Origin of the sequence: Streptomyces sp. NPDC093598 (assembly GCF_044764825.1) — a bacterium.
In the GTDB taxonomy this organism is placed as follows: Bacteria; Actinomycetota; Actinomycetes; order Streptomycetales; family Streptomycetaceae; genus Streptomyces.
In genome coordinates this window covers 382067-401171 of record NZ_JBIWIV010000003.1, presented here as the reverse complement: position 1 = coordinate 401171, position 19105 = coordinate 382067, and the positions used below count along the sequence as shown (strand labels likewise).

14 protein-coding genes and 1 pseudogene are annotated in these 19105 nt (G+C 71.8%); 9 read left to right on the top strand and 6 right to left on the bottom strand.

What is annotated here, in order from left to right; genetic code table 11:
- Positions 1 to 9: 9 nt before the first annotated feature.
- On the top strand, positions 10 to 1173 hold the full coding sequence (locus ACIRDU_RS13650; protein ID WP_403578229.1) for a serine hydrolase domain-containing protein: 1164 nt from the start codon (positions 10 to 12) through the stop codon (positions 1171 to 1173).
- A gap of 9 nt (positions 1174 to 1182) precedes the next feature.
- On the opposite strand, the gene ACIRDU_RS13645 is transcribed toward ACIRDU_RS13650, so the two are convergent.
- From ACIRDU_RS13645 to ACIRDU_RS13635, 3 genes are all read right to left on the bottom strand, one after another.
- Entirely contained in the window at positions 1183 to 1863 is a 681-nt protein-coding gene (locus ACIRDU_RS13645) for a response regulator (protein ID WP_403578227.1), read from the bottom strand.
- Positions 1860 to 3095 carry a sensor histidine kinase gene (locus tag ACIRDU_RS13640; RefSeq protein ID WP_403578224.1) on the bottom strand — a complete coding sequence of 412 codons (1236 nt, stop codon included), beginning with the start codon at positions 3093 to 3095 and terminating at the stop codon, positions 1860 to 1862. The genes ACIRDU_RS13645 and ACIRDU_RS13640 overlap by 4 nt, the downstream gene beginning before the upstream one ends.
- 106 nt (positions 3096 to 3201) lie before the next feature.
- A complete protein-coding gene (locus tag ACIRDU_RS13635) occupies positions 3202 to 5409 on the bottom strand; it encodes an MMPL family transporter (RefSeq protein WP_403578222.1) in 2208 nt (735 codons plus the stop codon).
- 349 nt (positions 5410 to 5758) lie between these two features.
- Between ACIRDU_RS13635 and ACIRDU_RS13630 the strand changes: the two genes are divergently transcribed.
- Positions 5759 to 5962, top strand: a complete 204-nt coding sequence (locus ACIRDU_RS13630) for a cold-shock protein (protein WP_030846597.1) — start codon at positions 5759 to 5761, stop codon at positions 5960 to 5962.
- Between the two features lie 151 nt (positions 5963 to 6113).
- Positions 6114 to 7565: a DEAD/DEAH box helicase gene (locus ACIRDU_RS13625; protein WP_403578220.1), complete on the top strand. Its 1452-nt coding sequence runs from the start codon at positions 6114 to 6116 to the stop codon at positions 7563 to 7565.
- Between the two features lie 96 nt (positions 7566 to 7661).
- On the opposite strand, the pseudogene ACIRDU_RS13620 reads toward ACIRDU_RS13625, so the two are convergent.
- Positions 7662 to 7869, bottom strand: a pseudogene (locus tag ACIRDU_RS13620) (hypothetical protein); the annotation flags it as partial.
- Positions 7870 to 7980: 111 nt separating this feature from the next.
- Positions 7981 to 10038 carry a glycoside hydrolase gene (locus ACIRDU_RS13615; protein WP_403578218.1) on the bottom strand — a complete coding sequence of 686 codons (2058 nt, stop codon included), beginning with the start codon at positions 10036 to 10038 and terminating at the stop codon, positions 7981 to 7983.
- Positions 10039 to 10343: 305 nt separating this feature from the next.
- Here ACIRDU_RS13615 and ACIRDU_RS13610 point away from each other — a divergent pair, with 305 nt between their 5' ends.
- The gene (locus tag ACIRDU_RS13610) at positions 10344 to 11330 is read left to right on the top strand and encodes a LacI family DNA-binding transcriptional regulator (protein WP_403578216.1); all 987 of its coding nucleotides are present in this window, start codon (positions 10344 to 10346) and stop codon (positions 11328 to 11330) included.
- A 192-nt stretch (positions 11331 to 11522) separates the two neighbouring features.
- On the opposite strand, the gene ACIRDU_RS13605 is transcribed toward ACIRDU_RS13610, so the two are convergent.
- Complete coding sequence (locus tag ACIRDU_RS13605; RefSeq protein WP_403578214.1) at positions 11523 to 12455, bottom strand: NAD(P)-dependent oxidoreductase; 933 nt, start codon at positions 12453 to 12455, stop codon at positions 11523 to 11525.
- A 48-nt stretch (positions 12456 to 12503) separates the two neighbouring features.
- On the opposite strand from ACIRDU_RS13605, the gene ACIRDU_RS13600 reads away from it, so the two are divergent.
- The 5 genes from ACIRDU_RS13600 to ACIRDU_RS13580 all read left to right on the top strand — a co-directional run bounded on the left by ACIRDU_RS13600 (position 12504) and on the right by ACIRDU_RS13580 (position 19102).
- A complete protein-coding gene (locus ACIRDU_RS13600) occupies positions 12504 to 12854 on the top strand; it encodes a winged helix-turn-helix transcriptional regulator (RefSeq protein ID WP_403578211.1) in 351 nt (116 codons plus the stop codon).
- A 432-nt stretch (positions 12855 to 13286) separates the two neighbouring features.
- Positions 13287 to 13544 carry a hypothetical protein gene (locus tag ACIRDU_RS13595; RefSeq protein WP_403578208.1) on the top strand — a complete coding sequence of 86 codons (258 nt, stop codon included), beginning with the start codon at positions 13287 to 13289 and terminating at the stop codon, positions 13542 to 13544.
- Positions 13545 to 13629: 85 nt separating this feature from the next.
- Entirely contained in the window at positions 13630 to 14592 is a 963-nt protein-coding gene (pip, locus tag ACIRDU_RS13590; RefSeq protein ID WP_403578205.1) for a prolyl aminopeptidase, read from the top strand.
- Between the two features lie 236 nt (positions 14593 to 14828).
- Positions 14829 to 16784, top strand: coding sequence for a glycoside hydrolase family 97 catalytic domain-containing protein (locus tag ACIRDU_RS13585; protein ID WP_403578202.1), 1956 nt, complete (start codon positions 14829 to 14831; stop codon positions 16782 to 16784).
- Positions 16785 to 16897: 113 nt separating this feature from the next.
- Positions 16898 to 19102 carry an MMPL family transporter gene (locus ACIRDU_RS13580; protein ID WP_403578199.1) on the top strand — a complete coding sequence of 735 codons (2205 nt, stop codon included), beginning with the start codon at positions 16898 to 16900 and terminating at the stop codon, positions 19100 to 19102.
- Positions 19103 to 19105 lie beyond the last annotated feature (3 nt).

Sequence of the window (19105 nt, the reverse complement as noted above, 5' to 3'; positions counted from 1 at the left end):
GGAGTTCACATGAAAACCCGTACCGGCCTGCTGACCGCCGCCGTGCTCGTCGTGGGGATCGCCGCGGGGCCGTCCGTCCTCCCGGCCGCCGCCTCCGCCCCGGCCGCGTCGACGGCCGCGCAGTCCCCCAACCCCGCGCTCGAAGCCGCCATCGCGGGCCTCCCCAGCGCCGACGCCACCGCCGCCCTCGTCCGCGTCGGCGGCAAGGAGGGCGTCTGGCACGGCAGTTCGGGCGTGCACGATCTGCGGACCGGCCGGCCCGCGGATCCGGCCGCCCGTTTCCGGGCCGGGTCCGTCACCAAGGTGTTCACGGCCGCGGTCGCCCTGCAACTGGCCGAGGAGGGACGGCTGGACCTGGACCGCAGCGCCCGCTCGTACCTGCCGGACCTGATCCCGCCGTCGTACGAGGACGTCACCGTCCGGCAGCTCCTCAACCACACGCACGGCATCCCGGCCCCGGACTTCCCCGGCACCACCGTCGAGGAGTGGTACGCGAACCGCTTCCGCGTCCACGACCCCCGGAACATGGTCCGCTCGGCGACGTCGAAGAAGCCCGAGTTCGCGCCGGGCGAGCGGCAGCACTACCTCAACATCGGGTACACCATCACCGGTCTGCTCATCGAGCGCGTCACCCACGACTCCTACGAGCGCCAGGTCGCCCGGCGGGTGCTCCGGCCGCTGGGGCTGCGGAACACCTATGCGCCGGGGGCGAACCCGCGCATCGCCGGGCCGCACAACCACGGCTACCAGACCATGCGTCTCGACGACGGCACGACCGGGCTCCGGGACGTCTCCGTTTGGGGGGCGACGGACGGCTGGGCGGCCGGGGACATCGTCTCGACCACCGCCGACCTGGAGCGGTTCACCAACGCCCTGTTCCGGGGGCGGATCGTGCGCGGGCCGCTGCTGGAGGAGATGTTCACGCTGCCGGAGGTGACCGACTTCAGGACCGGGAAGCCGGCCGCCCACTCCGCCGGTCTGTCCATGAAGGTGCTGGGCGGGCGCGAGGTCTGGGGCAAGACGGGCGGGCGCTGGGGGTACAACGCCGCCATCGCCTCCACCCGCAACGGCTCCCGCACCCTCGTGTACAGCGTCAACTCCACCGACGCGAAGGGCCAGGACATGAACAGGACCGCCGAGGCCCTCATGGTGGCGGCCTACGGCAGGCCGTAGGCCACCTGCTCACGTCCCCGGTGGCGTCGCCCGTACGAGCCCCGTCCGGTACGCGATGACGACCAGCTGCGCACGGTCCCGGGCGTGCAGCTTGGTCATGGCCCGGTGGATGTGCGTGCGGACGGTCAGCGGGCTGAGCGTGAGGTCCTCGGCGATCTCCGTGTTGGACCTGCCCTCCGCGGCCAGCGCCATCACCTCGCGCTCACGGACCGTGAGATCGGCGAGGCGCTCCGGGGGCGCGAGGCCGGCCCCGGGGGCGGGCGCCATGAGGAAGCGGGTGATGAGGGATCGGGTGGCGACGGGCGAGAGGAGGGCCTCCCCCGAGGCCACCGTGCGCAGGCCCGCCAGGAGGGTCTCGGCGGTGACGTCCTTGCCGAGGAAACCGCTGGCGCCGGCGCGCAGGGCCTGGGCGACGTAGTCCTCGGTCTCGAAGGTGGTCAGGATCAGGACGCGGGTCGAGGACAGCTCCGGGTCGGCGCACAGCTCCGCGGTGGCGGTGAGGCCGTCGGTGCCGGGCATGCGGATGTCCATCAGGACGATGTCGGGGCGCACCTCACGGGTCAGCTCGACCGCCTCGGCGCCGTCGGAGGCCTCGGCGACCACCTCCATGTCCGGGCAGGAGTCGATGAGGATGCGGAAGGTGGCCCGCAGCAGCGCCTGGTCGTCGGCGAGCAGCACCCTGATGCTCATGCGGTCGTTCCTTCCGCGAGGTGGACGGAGGGTTGCAGGGGCAGCGCGGTGGTGACCTCGAAGCCGCCCTGGGGACGCGGGCCCGCGCACAGTTCGCCGCCGATGGACAGGGCACGTTCGCGCATGCCCATGACGCCGAACCCGCGGCCCCGGACCACCTCCGGCTTGCTGGGGCCGTCGTTGGTGACGGTGATCAGCAGGCGGGAGCCGGTGTAGGCGAGGAGCACGTGGGCGGCTTCGGCGGTGGCGTGCTTGGTGACGTTGGTCAGGGCCTCCTGCACGATCCGGTAGGCGGTCAGGTCCACTCCGGGCGACAGCGGCTGCGGCTCCCCTTCCGTGGTGACGGTGACCTCCAGGCCCGCCGACTCGCACACCGAGACCAGCTCGGGCAGCCGGGACAGGCCCGGGGACGGGTCCAGCGACTCGGAGCCGGGGCTCTCGTCGTCCCGGCGGAGCAGGCCCAGCGCGGCCTTCAGCTCCCGCAGCGCGGAGGACGTGGTGCCGGTCAGGTCGTTGAGGATCTTCTGGGTCTGCTCGGGGCGGGTGAGGGCCAGGTGCGCGGCGGTGCCCGCCTGGGCGTTGGCCAGGGCCATGTGGTGGGCGACGACGTCGTGCAGCTCCCTGGCGATGCGCATCCGTTCCTCGGTGACCCGCAGCCGGGCCTCCTCCTCCCGCGTGCGCTCGGCGTGCTCGGCCCGGGCCTGCACGGCCTGGAGGTAGGCGCGCCGCAGTCGCGTCATGTTGCCGGCGGCGAGGGGCAGCATCAGCCAGAAGAACGGGCCGATCGTCCGCAGCAGCAGCGAGAGGTGGTCCATCGAGTCGGTGAACACGGCCGCGACGATCACCGCCACCATGGTGATGACGCCGTAGACACGGGTGGTTCCGCGGTCGGTGAGAGTGGCGAGCCAGTACAGCGCCGCCATGATCGGCGCCAGCAGCAGGGGCGTGAGCAGATAGCCCATCGCGACGGCCGTCACGGTGCAGCCGGCGGTGATCGTGACGACGGTGCGCGGGTACGCGCGGTGCTTGACCAGGGCGAGGCAGGCCACGCCCATGAGGGCGACTCCCGCCTTGTCCTGGGCGGGCGGATCCGCGCCGGGCAGGGACAGGGAGGTGCCGAAGGTCGCGCAGCCCATCAGCGCCAGGGCCGTCGCCAGGTCGACGAGGAAGGGGTGCTGCTCGGCGAATTGCTCGAGGCGATCCGCGTAGCGCCGCTCCAGGGGGATGCTCATCGGGCTCTCCGGTCGGTGGGGCTGGGACCATCGTGGTCGACTTCGGGCGCGAATGCCCGAGGGGCCGCCGTGTCCTTCGCCACGGGCGGCCCTGGGAGCGGCTTCCTCAGGTACGCGCCGGCTCCAGGCCGGGCGCGGTCTCGGGGGCCGGTTCCCGCTCCGGCCGGCTGAGGGCCTCGCCCTCCACGTCGACCCGGGGCAGCGCCCGGTCCAGCCACTTCGGCAGCCACCAGGCCTTGTCGCCGAGCAGGGCGAGGACGGCCGGCACGATCGCCATCCGTACGACGAAGGCGTCGAACAGGACGGCGGAGGCCAGCCCGAACCCGATCATCTTGATCATGGAGTCGCTCTCGCCGATGAACCCGGCGAACACCGCGATCATGATCAGGGCGGCGGCCACGACCACCCGGGCGCTGTGCCGGAAGCCGGACGCGACCGCCCGGTCGGACGACTCGCCGTGGACGTACGCCTCCCGCATCCGGGAGACGAGGAACACCTCGTAGTCCATCGCGAGGCCGAAGACGATGCCGACCAGGAAGATCGGCATCAGGCTCATGATCGGTCCGGTCTGCTCCACACCGAGGAGTTCAGCGCCGTGACCCTGCTGGAAGACCACGACGACCGCGCCGAGGGAGGCCAGGACGGAGAGCAGGAAGCCGAGGGCCGCCTTGAGCGGGACGAGCAGGGACCGGAAGACCACCAGCAGCAGCACGATCGCCAGGCCGACCACGACGACCAGGTACGGGATCAGCGCGGCCTGGACCTTCTCGGCGATGTCGATGTTCATCGCGGTGGTGCCGGTGACCTCGTAGCTCGCGCCGGTGCCGGACTCCACGCCGGGCCGCTCGTCCCGGATGGTGGTCACCAGGGCCTTGGTCTTCTCGTCGGTCGGCGCGGTGGACGGCACGGCCGAGAAGACCGCGGTGTCGCCGGCGTCGTTGAAGCGGGCCGGGGACACGGACACGACCCCCTCGGTGCCGCCGATCTCCTTCGCGATGGTGCCGGCTGCGGCCTTCGGGTCGGCAGCTCCCTTGGCGTCGACGACGATGGTCAGCGGCCCGTTGAAGCCCGGCCCGAAGCCCTCGGCGAGCGCGTCGTAGGCCCGGCGCTCGGTGGTGGAGGCCGGCTTGGCCTCGTCCCCGGGCATGCCCAGCTGGAGGTCGGCGGCGGGCAGGGCGAGGGCGCCGAGGCCGACGACGCCGAGGAGCAGGACGGGTATGGGGCGGCGCAGCACGAACCGCGCCCAGCGGGTGCCGGCGTTGGCCTCGGTGCCGTCCTCGATCCGGCCGCTCCTGCGGGCCCGCCGGGTGAGCACGGCGTTCGGCCAGAAGCCGAGGAGCGCCGGGACGAGGGTCAGCGCGATCAGTACGGCGACGACGACCGCGCCCGCCGCGGCCAGCCCCATCTTGGTGAGCATCGGGATGCCGACCACGGCGAGCCCGGCCAGGGCGATGACGACGGTGAGCCCGGCGAACACGACCGCCGACCCGGCCGTGCCGACGGCCAGCCCGGTGGCCTCCTGCGGCGTGCGGCCCTTGGCGCGCTCCTCGCGGTAGCGGGAGACGACGAACAGGGCGTAGTCGATGCCGACGGCCAGGCCCAGCATCATGGCGAGGGTGCCGGTGGTCGTGGACAGGCCCAGGGCGCTGGACAGGGCGAGGATGGTGGCCATGCTCACACCGACACCGATCACGGCCGTCAGCAGGGGCAGTCCGGCGGCGGCCAGCGAGCCGAAGGTGATCAGGAGCACGACGGCGGCGAGCGCGATGCCGATCACCTCGGCCGTGCCGCCCGGCCCGCCCTCGGCGGCCAGCGCGGTGCCGCCCGCCTCGACGGTCAGCCCGGAGTCCCGGGCCTGGTCGATGGTCCGCTCCAGATGGCTGCGGCTGGCGTCCGTGAGGTCGTTCGCTCCGACCTTGTAGGTGACGGTCGCGAAGGCCGTCGAGCCGTCCTTGCTGATGGTCCTGGCCGCGAACGGGTCGACGGCGCTCGCGACCTGGGTGCCGTCGGCGAGTCCGGCCACGGTCTTCTCGATGGACTTCCTGTTCCCGGCGGCCGTGACCTTCTCGCCGCCCGGCGCGATGAAGACGACCCTGGCCGTCGCGCTGTCGGCCGTGGCTCCGGGGAAGCGCTCCTCCATCAGGTCGAACGCCTTCTGGGACTCGATGCCGGGCATCGAGAACTCCTCGTCGACGGCCCCGGGCGCCTTGAGGGAGCCCAGCCCCACGGCGGCCAGGACGGCCGCCCAGACCAGGGCGACGTACCAGCGCCGCCGGAAGGCCGACCGGCCCACTCGATACAGGAATTCAGCCACGGCAGGAAGTCTCCACATCTGGTGTCGAACGTCTGCCAAGCCTGTCCGGGGGCGGGCCGTCCCGTCGTCGTGCGGCTGCCGACACTCTCCGGTACTCGAAACGCAGTACGCACGGGAGGGCGGCTCCACCCGGGGTACGAGATTTCCGAGCCATCGGGGCCGACCTGTGCTACCTTGGTTGGCGTTGCAGTTTTGGTTCCCAGAGACTTCGAGTGCTCTATCGACCTTTGTCGACGAGCACTCTTTTTGTTATCCGAGGATTTTCGAATCTCTCCGGAGGGTGATCATCTCAGCGACCCCGAATCAGCAAAGTGCGGATCTCGGGTACTGCCCCTCAAGGGAGATACACATGGCAACTGGCACCGTGAAGTGGTTCAACGCGGAAAAGGGCTTCGGCTTCATCGAGCAGGAGGGTGGCGGCCCGGACGTCTTCGCCCACTACTCGAACATCGCCACCTCCGGCTTCCGCGAGCTTCAGGAAGGCCAGAAGGTTACCTTCGACGTCACGCAGGGCCAGAAGGGCCCGCAGGCCGAGAACATCGTTCCCGCCTGACGCGTACGCGAATGCCCTGACCGGGGCCCGCACCCTCGCGGTGCGGGCCCCGGCTCGTTTTGCTCTTCTCCGGCTCAACTCTTGCGAAGCCTGCGGCACTCCGGCGCCGCCGCGCATTCCTCGACGCGTGCCGCATCGAGGAAGGTTCCCCTTGGACCGCACGGCTCGCAAGAACAACGGCTCCCCCCACTCCCGCGGCAACGGTTTCCGGTCCCGCAAGTCGGGCGGCGCAGGCACCGCTTCCCGTCCCGCGGGCGGCGGTGGCCGAGGAGGCCGCCGCCCCGCCCCCAGCGGGGAGTTCGCACCGCCCGCCACCGTCACCCCGGCGCTGCCCGCCGTGGAGGCGTTCGCCGACCTCGACCTGCCCGAGCGGCTGCTGGCCGCGCTGACCGCCGAGGGCCTGACCGCGCCGTTCCCCATCCAGGCTGCGACGCTGCCGAACTCGCTGGCCGGCCGGGACGTCCTGGGCCGCGGACGCACCGGTTCGGGCAAGACACTCGCCTTCGGGCTCGCCCTGCTGGCCCGTGTCGACGGACAGCGGGCGGAGGCCCGGCAGCCCCTGGCCCTCGTCCTCGTGCCCACGCGGGAACTGGCCCAGCAGGTCACCGACGCCCTCACCCCCTTCGCCCGCGCGCTGCGGCTGCGGCTCGCCACGGTGGTCGGCGGCATGCCGATCGGCCGGCAGGCGAACGCCCTGCGCTCCGGTGCCGAGGTCGTCGTCGCGACGCCCGGACGCCTCAAGGACCTCATAGACCGAGGCGACTGCCGGCTGGACCACGTCGGCGTCACCGTCCTCGACGAGGCCGACCAGATGACCGACATGGGCTTCATGCCCCAGGTCACCGCCCTGCTCGACCAGGTGCGTCCCGGCGGGCAGCGGATGCTGTTCTCCGCCACCCTCGACCGCAACGTCGACCGGCTGGTCCGCACCTACCTGCACGACCCGGTGGTGCACTCCGTCGACCCGTCGGCGGGCGCCGTCACCACGATGGAGCACCACCTGCTGCACGTGGAGGACGACGACAAGCACGCCACCACGACCCGCATCGCCGCCCGCGACGGCCGCGTGATCATGTTCCTGGACACCAAGCACGCCGCCGACCGGCTGGCCAAGAAGCTGCTGGCCGTGGGCGTGCGCGCCATGGCCCTGCACGGCGGGAAGTCCCAGTCGCAGCGGACCAGGACCCTGGCCCGCTTCAAGGACGGCCACGTCTCGGTCCTGGTGGCCACCAACGTCGCGGCGCGCGGCATCCACGTCGACAACCTCGACCTCGTCGTCAACGTGGACCCGCCCGGCGACCACAAGGACTACCTCCACCGCGGCGGCCGTACGGCGCGCGCCGGCGAGTCCGGCACCGTCGTCACCCTGGTCCTGCCCCACCAGCGGCGCGAGATGACCCGGCTGATGGCCGATGCCGGCATCACCCCGCAGGTCACCCGGGTCCGCTCGGGAGAGGCCGAACTGAGCCGCATCACCGGGGCGCAGGAGCCCTCGGGCGTGCCCGTCGTCCTCACCCCGCCGGCCGCCGAGAAGGCCCCCGCGCGCACGGGTTCCGCCCCGAACGGACGGCGGAACAGGCCGCCCCGGGGCCGCCGCCGCTGAACCGGGCCCCTGGGAGGGGTCGTTCGGATCAGGTCCCGCGTCTGCGGCCTGATCCGAACGGCACCCCCTGGGTGCTCGCCGCCAGCCGCAGGACCGTGCCTTGTCCGGGCCCGTGACCCCGCTGGTGACGAGCGAGCGCGCCGCTGCCGTGCAGGTCGACGCGGGTGACGATGCCCTCGGGTCAGCGTGAGAGGACGTGCAGGACGCCGCCCTGGTCGAAGCGGACCGCTACGGGGTCGTGCACGTCCTCGGTGACAACCTCGGGCACCCCGCCGTCGGGCGGGAGGCGCCAGACCTGCCCGCTCGGCGGGCGACGGGAGTCACGCGGAGGCCGGCTGACGCACGACGCCCCCGGCTCCGCGGCCGGTAGGGGCCGCGCAGCCGGGGGCGTCGAGTCCGGACGCCGGACGAAAGGTCAGCCGCCCGTCACGTCCGTGATCTTCCAGCGCTGGTTGGACCCGGAGTTCGGCTGCCAGACGCCCACCGGCGCACCGTCGTTCGTGGACTGGCCCCCGACGTCCGGGAGCTGGCCGGTCGCCACGTTCACGAGCGTCCACGTGCCGTCGCCGGTCGAGGACGCGATCCACTGCGCGGCGGCGTCGCGGCGGCCCTCGTCGGGTTCGGCGACCAGGGCGCCGTCGCGGATGGCCAGGCGCTTGTCCGCGCCGGCCTCGGTGAGGACGTAGCGCTTGCGGTTGCCGTCACCGCGGATCTGCTCGACCCGCCACTGGCGGCCGCTGGGGTCGGACGCGTTCGGGGTCTTGATGACCAGGCCCGTGCCGTTGCCGGCGATGGTGAGGTCCTTGCCGCTCTGGACGCCGGTCAGGCGGTAGGTGTGGCCCTTGCGCAGTTCGGCCGCGTCCTTCGCGACCCCCGAGACGCCCTTGACGAGGAAGGACGTCACCGACTGGGCGGGCACCGTGAGCGTGGCCTGCTTGCCGGTGACGCGGACCGGCTGCTGCTTCTCCAGCTTGCCGTCGGCGCTGGTCACCACCGGGGTGACCGTGGCGCGGGAGGAGACCCGGCCGAACTTCGACAGGTCGAGCGTGACCTCATGCACCTCGGTGGCGCTGTTGACGTGGACGACGGTCGCCGCGTCGCCCTTGCGGGAGACCGCCGCGGTGCTGGACGTGTCGTTCGTCTTGATCAGCCGGTCGCCGGGCTTGATGAAGTGCGTGAAGTTGCGGGCCGTGTCGAACTTGGTGTTGGTGTAGATCGGGCAGGACTTCAGGGTGTCCTTCGAGGTGCAGCTGAACGGGAGCTGGATCTCGCCCCAGTTGCCGCCCTTGGCGGACTCCCCGCCCGGCTTCATGTTGTCGTAGTCCTCGACGGGCTGCCAGAACACCCAGGCCTTGGGCTCCAGTTCGCGCAGGTCGTCGACCATGCGCTGGGCGAGGCCCAGGCCGGGCCGCATGTCCGTGAAGCTCTGGCCGTCACCCCAGTCGCCCTCGACCTCGCTCATCCACAGCGGTTTGTCGGCGGCCTTGGCCAGGTCGCGGACGGTGGTGCGCTGGCCGGTGCCGTAGGTGTGGACGTTCATCTGGCCGACGAGGTCGCGGACCTCCTGGGGGTAGGAGTTCCAGTTCGTCGCGAACGTGCCGGGGTTCGTCTCGTCCATCGCGGATATCTCCGCGCCGGAGCGGGACTTCTCCAGGACCGGGGCCAGCGCGCGGATCACCTTCTGCTGGAGCTCCGGGCCGATGTGGGCGCCCTCCTGGCGGCCTCCGACCGGCTCGCCGTCCGGGCCGAGCTTGGTGCCCCAGTAGTTGGTGTTCGGCTCGTTGAACGGGTCGAGCGTGTCGACCTTGATGCCGTGGGCCTTCTCCAGCCGCTCGGTCGCGCCCACCAGGTACTTGGCGAAGTCCTCGACGGACTCGGGCTTCAACTGGTCCTTGCCCGCGTCGAAGTTGCCGGAGACGTAGCCGCTCTCGGTCATGAACCAGGGCGGGGAGTTACTGAAGGTCTCCCAGTGGGTGATGTCCTTCTTGATGCGGTCGACCCACCAGCGCTGCGTCTTGTCCGCGTTCTTGTTCCAGTCCGCGGGGTCGTCCGCGTCCCACCAGTCGACGTCCTCGCGGGTGGTGCCCGCCGGGGCCTTCCACCAGCCCTCGACCGCGCCGCCGGCCCGCAGGTAGTCCTTGACGTCGGGGGCGTTGCCGCCGCCGATGTTGTAGCGGGCGATGTTCAGGGCGAGGCCGTCGTCGCCGAAGAGGAGCTTGTAGAGCTTCTCGCGGACCGCGGGCGGGTAGTCGCCGGTGGCGTTGGCGAACCAGACCAGGCTCGTGCCCCAGCCCTCGAACTTCTCCCCCGAGTAGGAGGGGTCGGGCTGCACGGTGACGCCGGCCGCGGCGGCCTCGGCAGCCGTCGTCTCGGCGTGCGCGGCGGGCAGGGAGGCGGTGGCCAGGACGGTTCCGGTCGCCAAGGTGACGCCGATGGCCCCGAGGAGCCTTCTCTTACGGGTGCGGTGTGCCATCTCGAGTACTCCAGCTCTTCTGCGTGCACGCGTCCCGGCGGACGCAGAGATCGGGGCCTACGTGGTGCGACTGGTGCGGGTTTGGCGCCTTCTCATACGATTTCGACTAGGCAATGTTTACGTAAACATCCACTGGCGGGATGTCTACACTGTCCGAATCTCACGGGTCAAGGACTCGTTCCGGACCGAAACTTGCGCGCCGGGCGCGTAGGGAGGGGAATGTGGGCACAGTGGACGGCGAGAGCCAGTCGAGGGGCACGAGCCGTACGAGAAGACGTGCGGCCCGGCCCCGTCAGGGTGCCTCCATGGCGGACGTGGCCCAGCTCGCCGGGGTCTCGTCCCAGACGGTCTCCCGCGTCTCGAACGGCTTCCCGGGCGTCACCGAGGACACCCGCGCGCAGGTCCTGGCCGCCATGCGGGAACTGGGCTACCGCCCGAACAGCGCGGCCCGGGCGCTGCGCCGGGGCGAGTTCCGCACCCTCGGCGTGATCACCTTCTCCCTCTCCACCATGGGCAACATCCGCACCCTGGAGGCCATCGCCAACTCCGCCGCCGAGCACGGTTACGCCGTCACCCTGCTGCCCGTGGCCGTCCCCACCCAGGACGAGGTGAACGGCGCCTTCTCCCGGCTGGGTGAGCTCGCCGTGGACGCCGTCATCGTCATCATGGAGATCCACCTGCTCGACGCGGCGACGGTCTCCCTCCCGCCCGGTGTACAGGTCGTGGTGGCCGATTCCGACGCCGGGGACCGCTACACCGTCGTCGACACCGACCAGGCGGGCGGCGCCCGGGACGCCGTACGGCACCTCCTCGACCTCGGCCACGACACGGTCTGGCACCTGGCCGGTCCCGAGGGCTCCTTCGCCGCCCAGCGCCGCGCCAACGCCTGGCGCACCACACTCACCGAGGCGGGCCGGACCCCGCCACCCCTGGTCCGCGGCGACTGGTCGGCCGAATCCGGCTACCGGGCCGGCCTCCTCCTCGCCGACGAGCCGGACTGCACGGCGGTGTTCACGGCCAACGACCAGATGGCGCTGGGCCTGCTCCGCGCCCTGCACGAACGCGGCCGTCGCGTCCCCGACGACATCAGCGTCATCGGCTTCGACGACATCCCCGAGTCGGCGTCCTTCCTCCCGCCCCTCACCACCATCCACCAGGACTTCGCGCAGGTGGGGCGGCTGTGCGTGGAGGGGGTGCTCAGCAAGATGCGTGAGGACGGGACGGAGCACGGGACGACGCTGGTGCCGACGCGGTTGGTGCGGCGGGCGAGTACGGCGCCAAGGCCGCGGTGACCGACCCGGATCGCGGTGACCGACCCGGATCGCGGGGACGGTCCGGCGGAGGGTCCGGTCCGGCACACGGGGCCGTGCCCGCACGGGAGACCGTGCTCGGCTTCCTCCGCGTCCTGGCTGCCGCCGACGCCGCGCTCAGGCAACGCGCACCGCGGGCGGGCGTTCGGCGAGCCCGTCAGCGCCGTGCAGCGGTCACCGTCGTCCGATGACCTCCGCGACGCGGAGGAAGCCGTCCTGCCCGTGACCCAGCCCGATGGCGCGGCGGGCCATTCCCTCGGCCGCGCGCATGACGCCGGCGTCGATGCCGTGCGACTCGGAGACGTGGACGATGTGGGCCATGGACGACACGGCCGAGGTGAGCGGGTTGCCCTCGCCGGAGTAGGCGCCGGCGTCGGCGTCCGCGGCGGTCTCCGCGAACAGCGGAGGGAGGATCGCGCCGATGCCCTGGGCGAAGGGGGCCAGTTCGGTCGCGGTGACCCCCTCGGCCCGGGCCACCGCCAGGGCGTGCGCGTAGCCCGCCATCGCCGTCCAGAAGATGTCGAGCAGGGCGATGTCGAAGGCCGCGGCCCGGCCCGTCTCCTCGCCGAGGTGAGTGTGGTTCCCGCCCAACGCCTCGCGCACGGGGGCGAGTTCGTGGTAGAGGCCCTCGGGGCCGCTGTACAGGAAGACCGCCCCGGGTGTGCCGATGGTGGTCGTCGGGGTCATGATCGCGCCGTCCAGGTAGCGGACGCCGTGCGCGGCGGCCCAGGCGGCGGTGTCGCGGGCCCGGTCCGGGGTGTCGGCGGTCAGATTCACGACCGTACGGCCCTTGAGGGCGGTCGCGACCTCGTCCTGACGCAGCACGGCGTCGGCGGCGTCGTAGTTCACCACGCAGACGACGATCACATCGCTCGCCGCCGCCGCTTCGGCCGCCGACGCCGCGCCCGCCGCACCGCGGCCGAGGAGCTCCCGGTCCCGGCCCGGGGTGCGGTTCCAGACGGTGGTGCGCAGGCCCGCGTCGAGGAACGCACCGGCCAGGGCACGGCCCATCGGGCCGAGACCGAGGACGGTGACCGTGGCGGCCGGGCCATCGGCGGGCGGCCGGCCGGAATGCGCCGGGGCCGGGGAAGCGCTGTACGAAGTCATCGTGAACTCCTCTGATCTGCATGACAATGGACGACGAAGGGGGCGGATGTGACACGTCGGCGCCAGGATCCGGACGTCTGCGGCGTGACCGCCGCGATCGCCGTGGTCGACGGCAAGTGGAAGACGGCCCTGCTCTGGCTGCTGGAGTCGGGCCCGCGCCGCCCGGCGGAGCTGCGCCGGGAACTGCCGGGCCTGTCCGAGAAGGTGCTGACCGAGGCCTTGCGGGAGATGGCCGCGGACGGGCTGGTGCACCGGGAGGTGTACGACGTGCTGCCGCCGAAGACGGTCTACTCCCTGACCGCGTTCGGCCGTGAACTCGCCGAGGCACTGGCGCCGTTGTCCGACTGGGGCCACCGTCACCTGGAGAAACTGGCCGAGGCCACCCGGCCGGCCTCCTGAGCGGGTGCCACCTCCGTTCCTTCCGGATCCTGTGCCTCACCGGCCGCCCACCACCAGGTTCGCCCGGCGCCGGCGTGCTGCCAAGTCCCCACAAAAAGGTGGGTACTCCGGCGGGCACGGGGGAAGGCCTCACCGCCCTCGCCGTCCTGCGCGCCCCGGACCGGGTCGGTTGGCGTGGCCGGGTGATCAGGCTGCTGGAATGGGACGGTCTCACCGACCGGGAGCGCTTCAACGGGTGGTACCGGGACGAGCGGGACCAGTTCGCGGACCTGGCCCGGGACGCCGACTGGAACCGTCTCCGGCGCCTGGCGCACCCAGCGCACCCGGGACGGCCGCCGCCCCGTCGACATCGCCCGGGAGCAGGGGCACACGCACCTGCTCGACCTCCTCGAACCGGTCACGGTACGGCCCCTGCCCGCCCCGCCGGACGCCTTGGAGCAGCACTTCCACACCCTGATGCGGGAGACGACCGGCCGGTGCTTCGAGGAGATCGAGCACCTGCTGCCGCCGCTGGCTCCCCTCACGGAGGGGCCCGCCGTGCGGGTCGTCTTCACGGTGGTCGGCATGATGGGCGGCTTCCGGTACCACCTCGAGCGGGACCACGTGCAGGTGCACGCGAGCTCGCGGATGGACGCCGACGACGGGGACCACTTCAAGGTGACCCCTGCGGGCTGGACCGAGATCAAGTAGCCCAGGTCTGAACTTCGTACTCTGGCACGGCTGTCACATCGCGCTGTCACATCCGGGGCAGGCAGGTCAGGAGAGGACCTTCCGCATGGCCGAGCTGTATTCCGCCGGCATCGAGCCGTACGCACACGGCATGCTCGACGTCGGCGACGGCAACCGCGTGTACTGGGAGACCTGCGGAAATCCCGCGGGCAAGCCCGCTCTCGTGCTGCACGGCGGGCCGGGGTCGGGGGCAGGGCCGTTCTGGCGCCGGCTGTTCGACCCGGCGGCGTACCGCGTCGTGCTCCTCGACCAGCGCGGGTGCGGGCGGAGTACGCCCGACGCCGCGGATCCGCAGACCTCGCTCGCCGCCAACACCACGCAGCGTCTGATCGCCGACATCGAGCAGGTGCGGCAGCACCTCTGCATCGAGAAGTGGCTGGTCCTCGGCGGTTCCTGGGGCGTGACCCTGGCCCTGGCCTACGCCGAGCAGCACCCCGTCTCCGTGTCCGAGCTGGTTCTCTTCAGCGTCACCAGCACCACGCGCCGTGAGGTGGAGTGGGTCACCCGGGACATGGGGCGGATCTTCCCTGAGGAGTGGGCCCGGTTCCGGGACGCCGTACCGGAGGCGGAGCGCGACGGAAGTCTGGTGGACGCCTACGCCCGGATGCTCGCCGACCCCGACCCGGCCGTTCGGGAGCGGGCCGCGCGGGAGTGGTGCCGTTGGGAGGACGTGCACGTCTCCACCCAGCCGGGGCACCGGCCCGACCCCCGCTACGAGGACCCGCGCTTCCGGATGCGCTTCGCCCGCCTCGTCACGCACTACTGGCGGCACGCCGCCTTCCTGGAGGACGGGGCGCTGCTGCGCGACGCCGGGAAGCTGGCCGGCATCCCGGGGGTGATGATCCACGGCCGGATGGACATCAGCGGGCCTCCGGACATCGCGTGGCGGCTGGCGCAGGTGTGGCCGGACGCGGAGCTCGTCCTGATCGGCGGCGAAGGACACGGGCTGTCGGGGGTGTCCACGACGGCGGCGGTGCTGGCGGCGACGGACCGGTTCCGGACGGCGTGAGGGCGCCGCTCACGACACCACGGCGGAGCTCCTCGTTCCTCGCCTGGTGCAAGGCGGACCCGGCCACGTGCGGGTTCGGCGACGGCGGCCCCCGGGCCGCCTTCGAGAAGCTGCCGCCCCACGGCACCACGGGAGCTCCGGGGTCTTGACCCGCCTCCGCGGCTGCGCGTAGAACTGCACTCGCCACCGGCAGAAAACGGTTACTACCCTATTACTGCGAGGGAAGGTCCCTGACGATGAGAGCTTCGGGAGAGCGGGAAGAGCCCACCGCGGGGTCGGCTTCCCGCCGGGTCGTGCTCAAGGGCGCCGCCGCCACCGCCGGACTGGCCGCCGCCGGGATCGGCACCGCACCCTCGGCGTCCGCGGCCGGTGGCGACCGGCCGGAGAGCGTCACCGCCCGGCTGGGCGGCACCTCCATCACCCTTTCCGTCACCCACGGACGGCTCCGCTGGTCCGCCCGCCGCAACGGCACAACGGTCATCGCCGCATCGGCCCTCGGTCTCAGACTCGAAGACGGCACCGTCCTCGGAGGTGACGTCCGGGTGATCCGGGAGCGGCACCGCACCCGCCGCACCACCTGGACCCCGGTCTACGGCCGCAACGCGACCGTCACCGACCACTACCGCGAGCAGCGCTGGGACCTCAGGGACCGGGCCTCCGGCATCCGGTTCGGCGTGCAGGTCCGCTCCTACAGGACCGGCGTCGCCCTGCGCTACCTCCTCCTCGACCAGGGCACCGCCACCATCGCCGACGAGCTGACGACGTTCGTCCTCCCCGACGGCACCACCGTCTACAGCGCCCGCGACGAGAACCCCTACGAGCCGGTGGCGCCGGGTGCCATCCCGGTCACCGGCACCTCCACCACGGACAACGGCCCCCTGACCGACCTGCCGCTGACCGCCACCCTCAGCGACGGACTCATCGCCTGCGTCTGCGAGGCGTCCCGGGTGAACTACCCGCGGCTCATGCTCGGTTCGGTCCCCGGGGAGCCGAACACGCTCGCCGCGTTCCTCATGGAGCACACGGCCCGCGGCACCGGCCCGGTGGAGACGACCACGACCGTCACCACGCCCTTCGCCACCCCGTGGCGTGCCGTCGTCATCGGCGCCACCCACGCGGAACTCGTCGACAACGCCGAGCTGGTCCTCGACCTGGCCCCGCCGAACGCCCTGCCCGACACCTCCTGGATCAAGCCCGGCAAGGTCTTCCGCTGCGAGCTCAGCACCGCCGCCGGCCTCGAAGGCGTCGACTTCGCCGTGGCCCGGGGCCTTGAGTACATCGAGTACGACGCCGGCTGGTACGGCCCGGAGTTCAGCACGCCCGACGCCACCGAGCCCATCGCCGCCATCGACCTGCCGTCGGTCATCTCGTACGCCACGAGCCAGGGCATCGGTGTCTTCCTCTACGTCAACCGGCTCGCGCTGACCGACGCGGACTCCCTGTTCGGCCTCTACAAGAGCTGGGGCGTGCAGGGCATCAAGCTCGGGTTCATCAACGACGGCACGCGGACGATGACCGACCAGATCATCGACTGGGCGAGGACGGCGGCGAAGTACGAACTCCTCATCGACATGCACGACGACGTCCGGCCGTTCGGCTGCGAACGCACCTACCCGAACTGGATCAGCCTGGAGGGCGTGCGCGGCAACGAGCAGTTCCCGACGGCCACGCACAACGTGACGCTGCCCTTCGCGCGCAACATCGGCGGCCCGATGGACTACACGATCTGCTACGGCCAGTCCCGCGACAAGACCACCAACGCCCACCAGATGGCCATGGCCGCGGTCTACTACCAGCCGCTCAACTTCCTCTTCTGGTACGACAAGCCGTCCAAGTACAACAACCCGGCCAACTGGCCCGGCCTGCCCTGGTTCAACGCCGTCCCGGTCACCTGGGACGAGAGCCGCACCCTCGCCGGTGCGATCGGGGAGTACATCGCGGTGGCCCGGCGCAGCGGCTCCGACTGGTACCTGGGCGCGATGACCGACGAGTCGTCCCGCACCCTGTCTCTCCCCCTCTCCTTCCTCGGCAGCGGCACCTACACGGCGACGGTCTACGCCGACGGCACGCCGGGCACGAGTCCGTACCGGACCCCGGTCGTGGTGAGCACCAGGACCGTCACCCGTGACGACACGCTCGACGTGGCCATGGCCCCGGCGGGTGGTCAGGCGGTCGTCCTGAGACCGAGCTGACCCCGAGGGGGGCCGGGGGTTTCCCCCATGGCCCGGGTCGACCGATCGGTGGACGGCAGGTTCAACCGAGTGCCTCTGTCCGGCAACTGCCCAGCTCGGCAAGGCTTTCGGGCATGAATTCATTGTCTGTGCGCGTGGCGCGCTGGAGTGCGCGACATCCCTGGCGGGCGATCGTCGGCTGGCTGGTGTTCGTGGTGCTGTGTCTGGGGGCCGGCAGTGCTGTCGGCATGAACAGTGCGAAGACGGCGGACTACCGGGTCGGTGAGGCCGGCCGGGCCGAGGCCCTCGCGGCCGAGGCGCACCTGGAACGCAGATCCGCCGAGCAGGTGCTGATCTCCTCACGGTCGGGCGGTGCCCTGGACCACGGCGCCGCCCGGGCCGCCGCGGAGGATCTGGCCGACCGGATGCGGCGACTGCCGGACGTGGCGGGCGTAGCCGACCCGTTGCTCTCCGGGGACCGGCGGATCCTGATGGTCGAGGTGGCGCTGAAGGGCGAGGAGCGGGACGCCAAGGACAAGGTGGACGCGCTGCTGGCGCAGACCGCCGCGGTGCAGAAGGGCCACCCCGGGCTGTTGCTGGAGGAGACCGGAAGTCCCTCCGTCAGCAAGGGAGTCGACAAGCAGCGCGGTGACGACCTGGCGCTGTCCGAAGCGATCACCCTTCCCGTCACCCTGGTGACGCTGCTGGTGGTGTTCGGGTCGGTGACCATGGCCGGGGTGCCGTTGCTGCTGGCGCTGTCGTCGATCGCGGCGGCGGTCGGTCTGTCGATGGTCGTCTCGCACGTGTCGCCCGACGCCGGGGTCGGCACCAACGTCATCCTGATGATCGGCCTCGCGGTCGGCGTCGACTACACCCTCTTCTATCTCAAGCGGGAACGGGAGGAACGGGCCCGCTCCGGCGGCCGGCTCTCCTCCGAGGCGCTGGTGGAGCTGGCCGCGGCGACCTCGGGACGGACGGTCGTGGTCTCCGGGTTCGCGGTGGTCGCCTCCACGGCGACGCTGTACCTGGCCTCCGACGTGATCTTCTCCTCCCTCGCGACCGGCACCATCGTGGTCGTGCTGGTCGCGGTGGCCAGTTCGCTGACCGCTCTGCCCGCGCTGCTGGTGAAGCTGGGGCAGCGGGCGGAACGCCGGGCGCTGCGGCGGGCCGAGCGCGGCAAGCCCGTACGCAGGGTGCGGGGCGAGAGTGGCGGCAGCCGGGCGTGGAGCGCGCTGCTGCGGCCCGCGGCCCGGCATCCCCTGGCCACCCTGTGCGTGTCGGTCGTCGCACTGCTGGCACTGGCCGTCCCGCTGACCGGACTGAAGATCACCGAGATGAGCCGGGACACGCACTCGCGCGAGATTCCCGCGATGAAGGTGTACGACCGGCTCAACGAGGCGTTCCCCGAGCTGCGGGTGACCCATCAGGTCGTGGTGCGTTCCGACGCCTCGCGGTCGGCGGCGGTGACCGCCGCCCTGCGGGAGGTGGTCCGGCGGGTGGAGGCCGATCCGCTGTTCACCGGGGCCTCGCGGATCCGGACCTCCGCCGACGACCGCACCAGCACCCTCGAACTGAAGGTGCCCTACCTCGGCAACTCCGACGAGGCGTACGCCTCCCTCGACCGGCTCCGGGACGGCTTCCTGCCCGCCACCGTCGGCCGGATCGCCGGCGCCGAGTACGGCGTGAGCGGGGACGTCGCCCGCTACGCCGACTATCCCGCCCACCAGAACGGCAAACTGCCGCTGGTGCTGGGCGCGTTGCTGCTGGTGACGTTCGCGATGACCGTGTACGCCTTCCGCTCGGTGGTCCTCGGACTGCTCGGCGTCGCCCTGAACCTGCTGTCCGCGGCGGCGGCGCTCGGACTGCTCGTGCTGGTCTTCCAGGGGACCTGGGCCGAGGGCCTGCTGGGCTTCGACTCCACCGGGTCGATCGGTTCCCGGGTGCCGCTGTTCCTCTTCGTGATCCTCTTCGGTCTGTCGACGGACTACCAGGTGTTCGTGGTGAGCCGGATCCGGGAGGCGACGCTCGCCGGGGTGCCCACGCGGCAGGCCGTGCTGGACGGGATCCGGTCCTCGGCGAGCGTGGTGACCAGCGCCGCGGTCGTGATGACGACCGTGTTCGCCGGCTTCGTCTTCCTGCACATCATCGAGATGAAGCAGATCGGCTTCGTCCTGGCGGCGGCCGTGCTGATCGACGCGTTCGTGGTGCGTGTCATGGTGCTGCCGGCGGCGATGCTGCTGCTGGGGGAGGCGAGCTGGTGGCCCTCGCGGGCGGTACGGCGGACGTCGGTCGCCCCGGAGAAAAGGAGCCCCTCGCGCGCGGCGGCCGACGTACGTTGATCG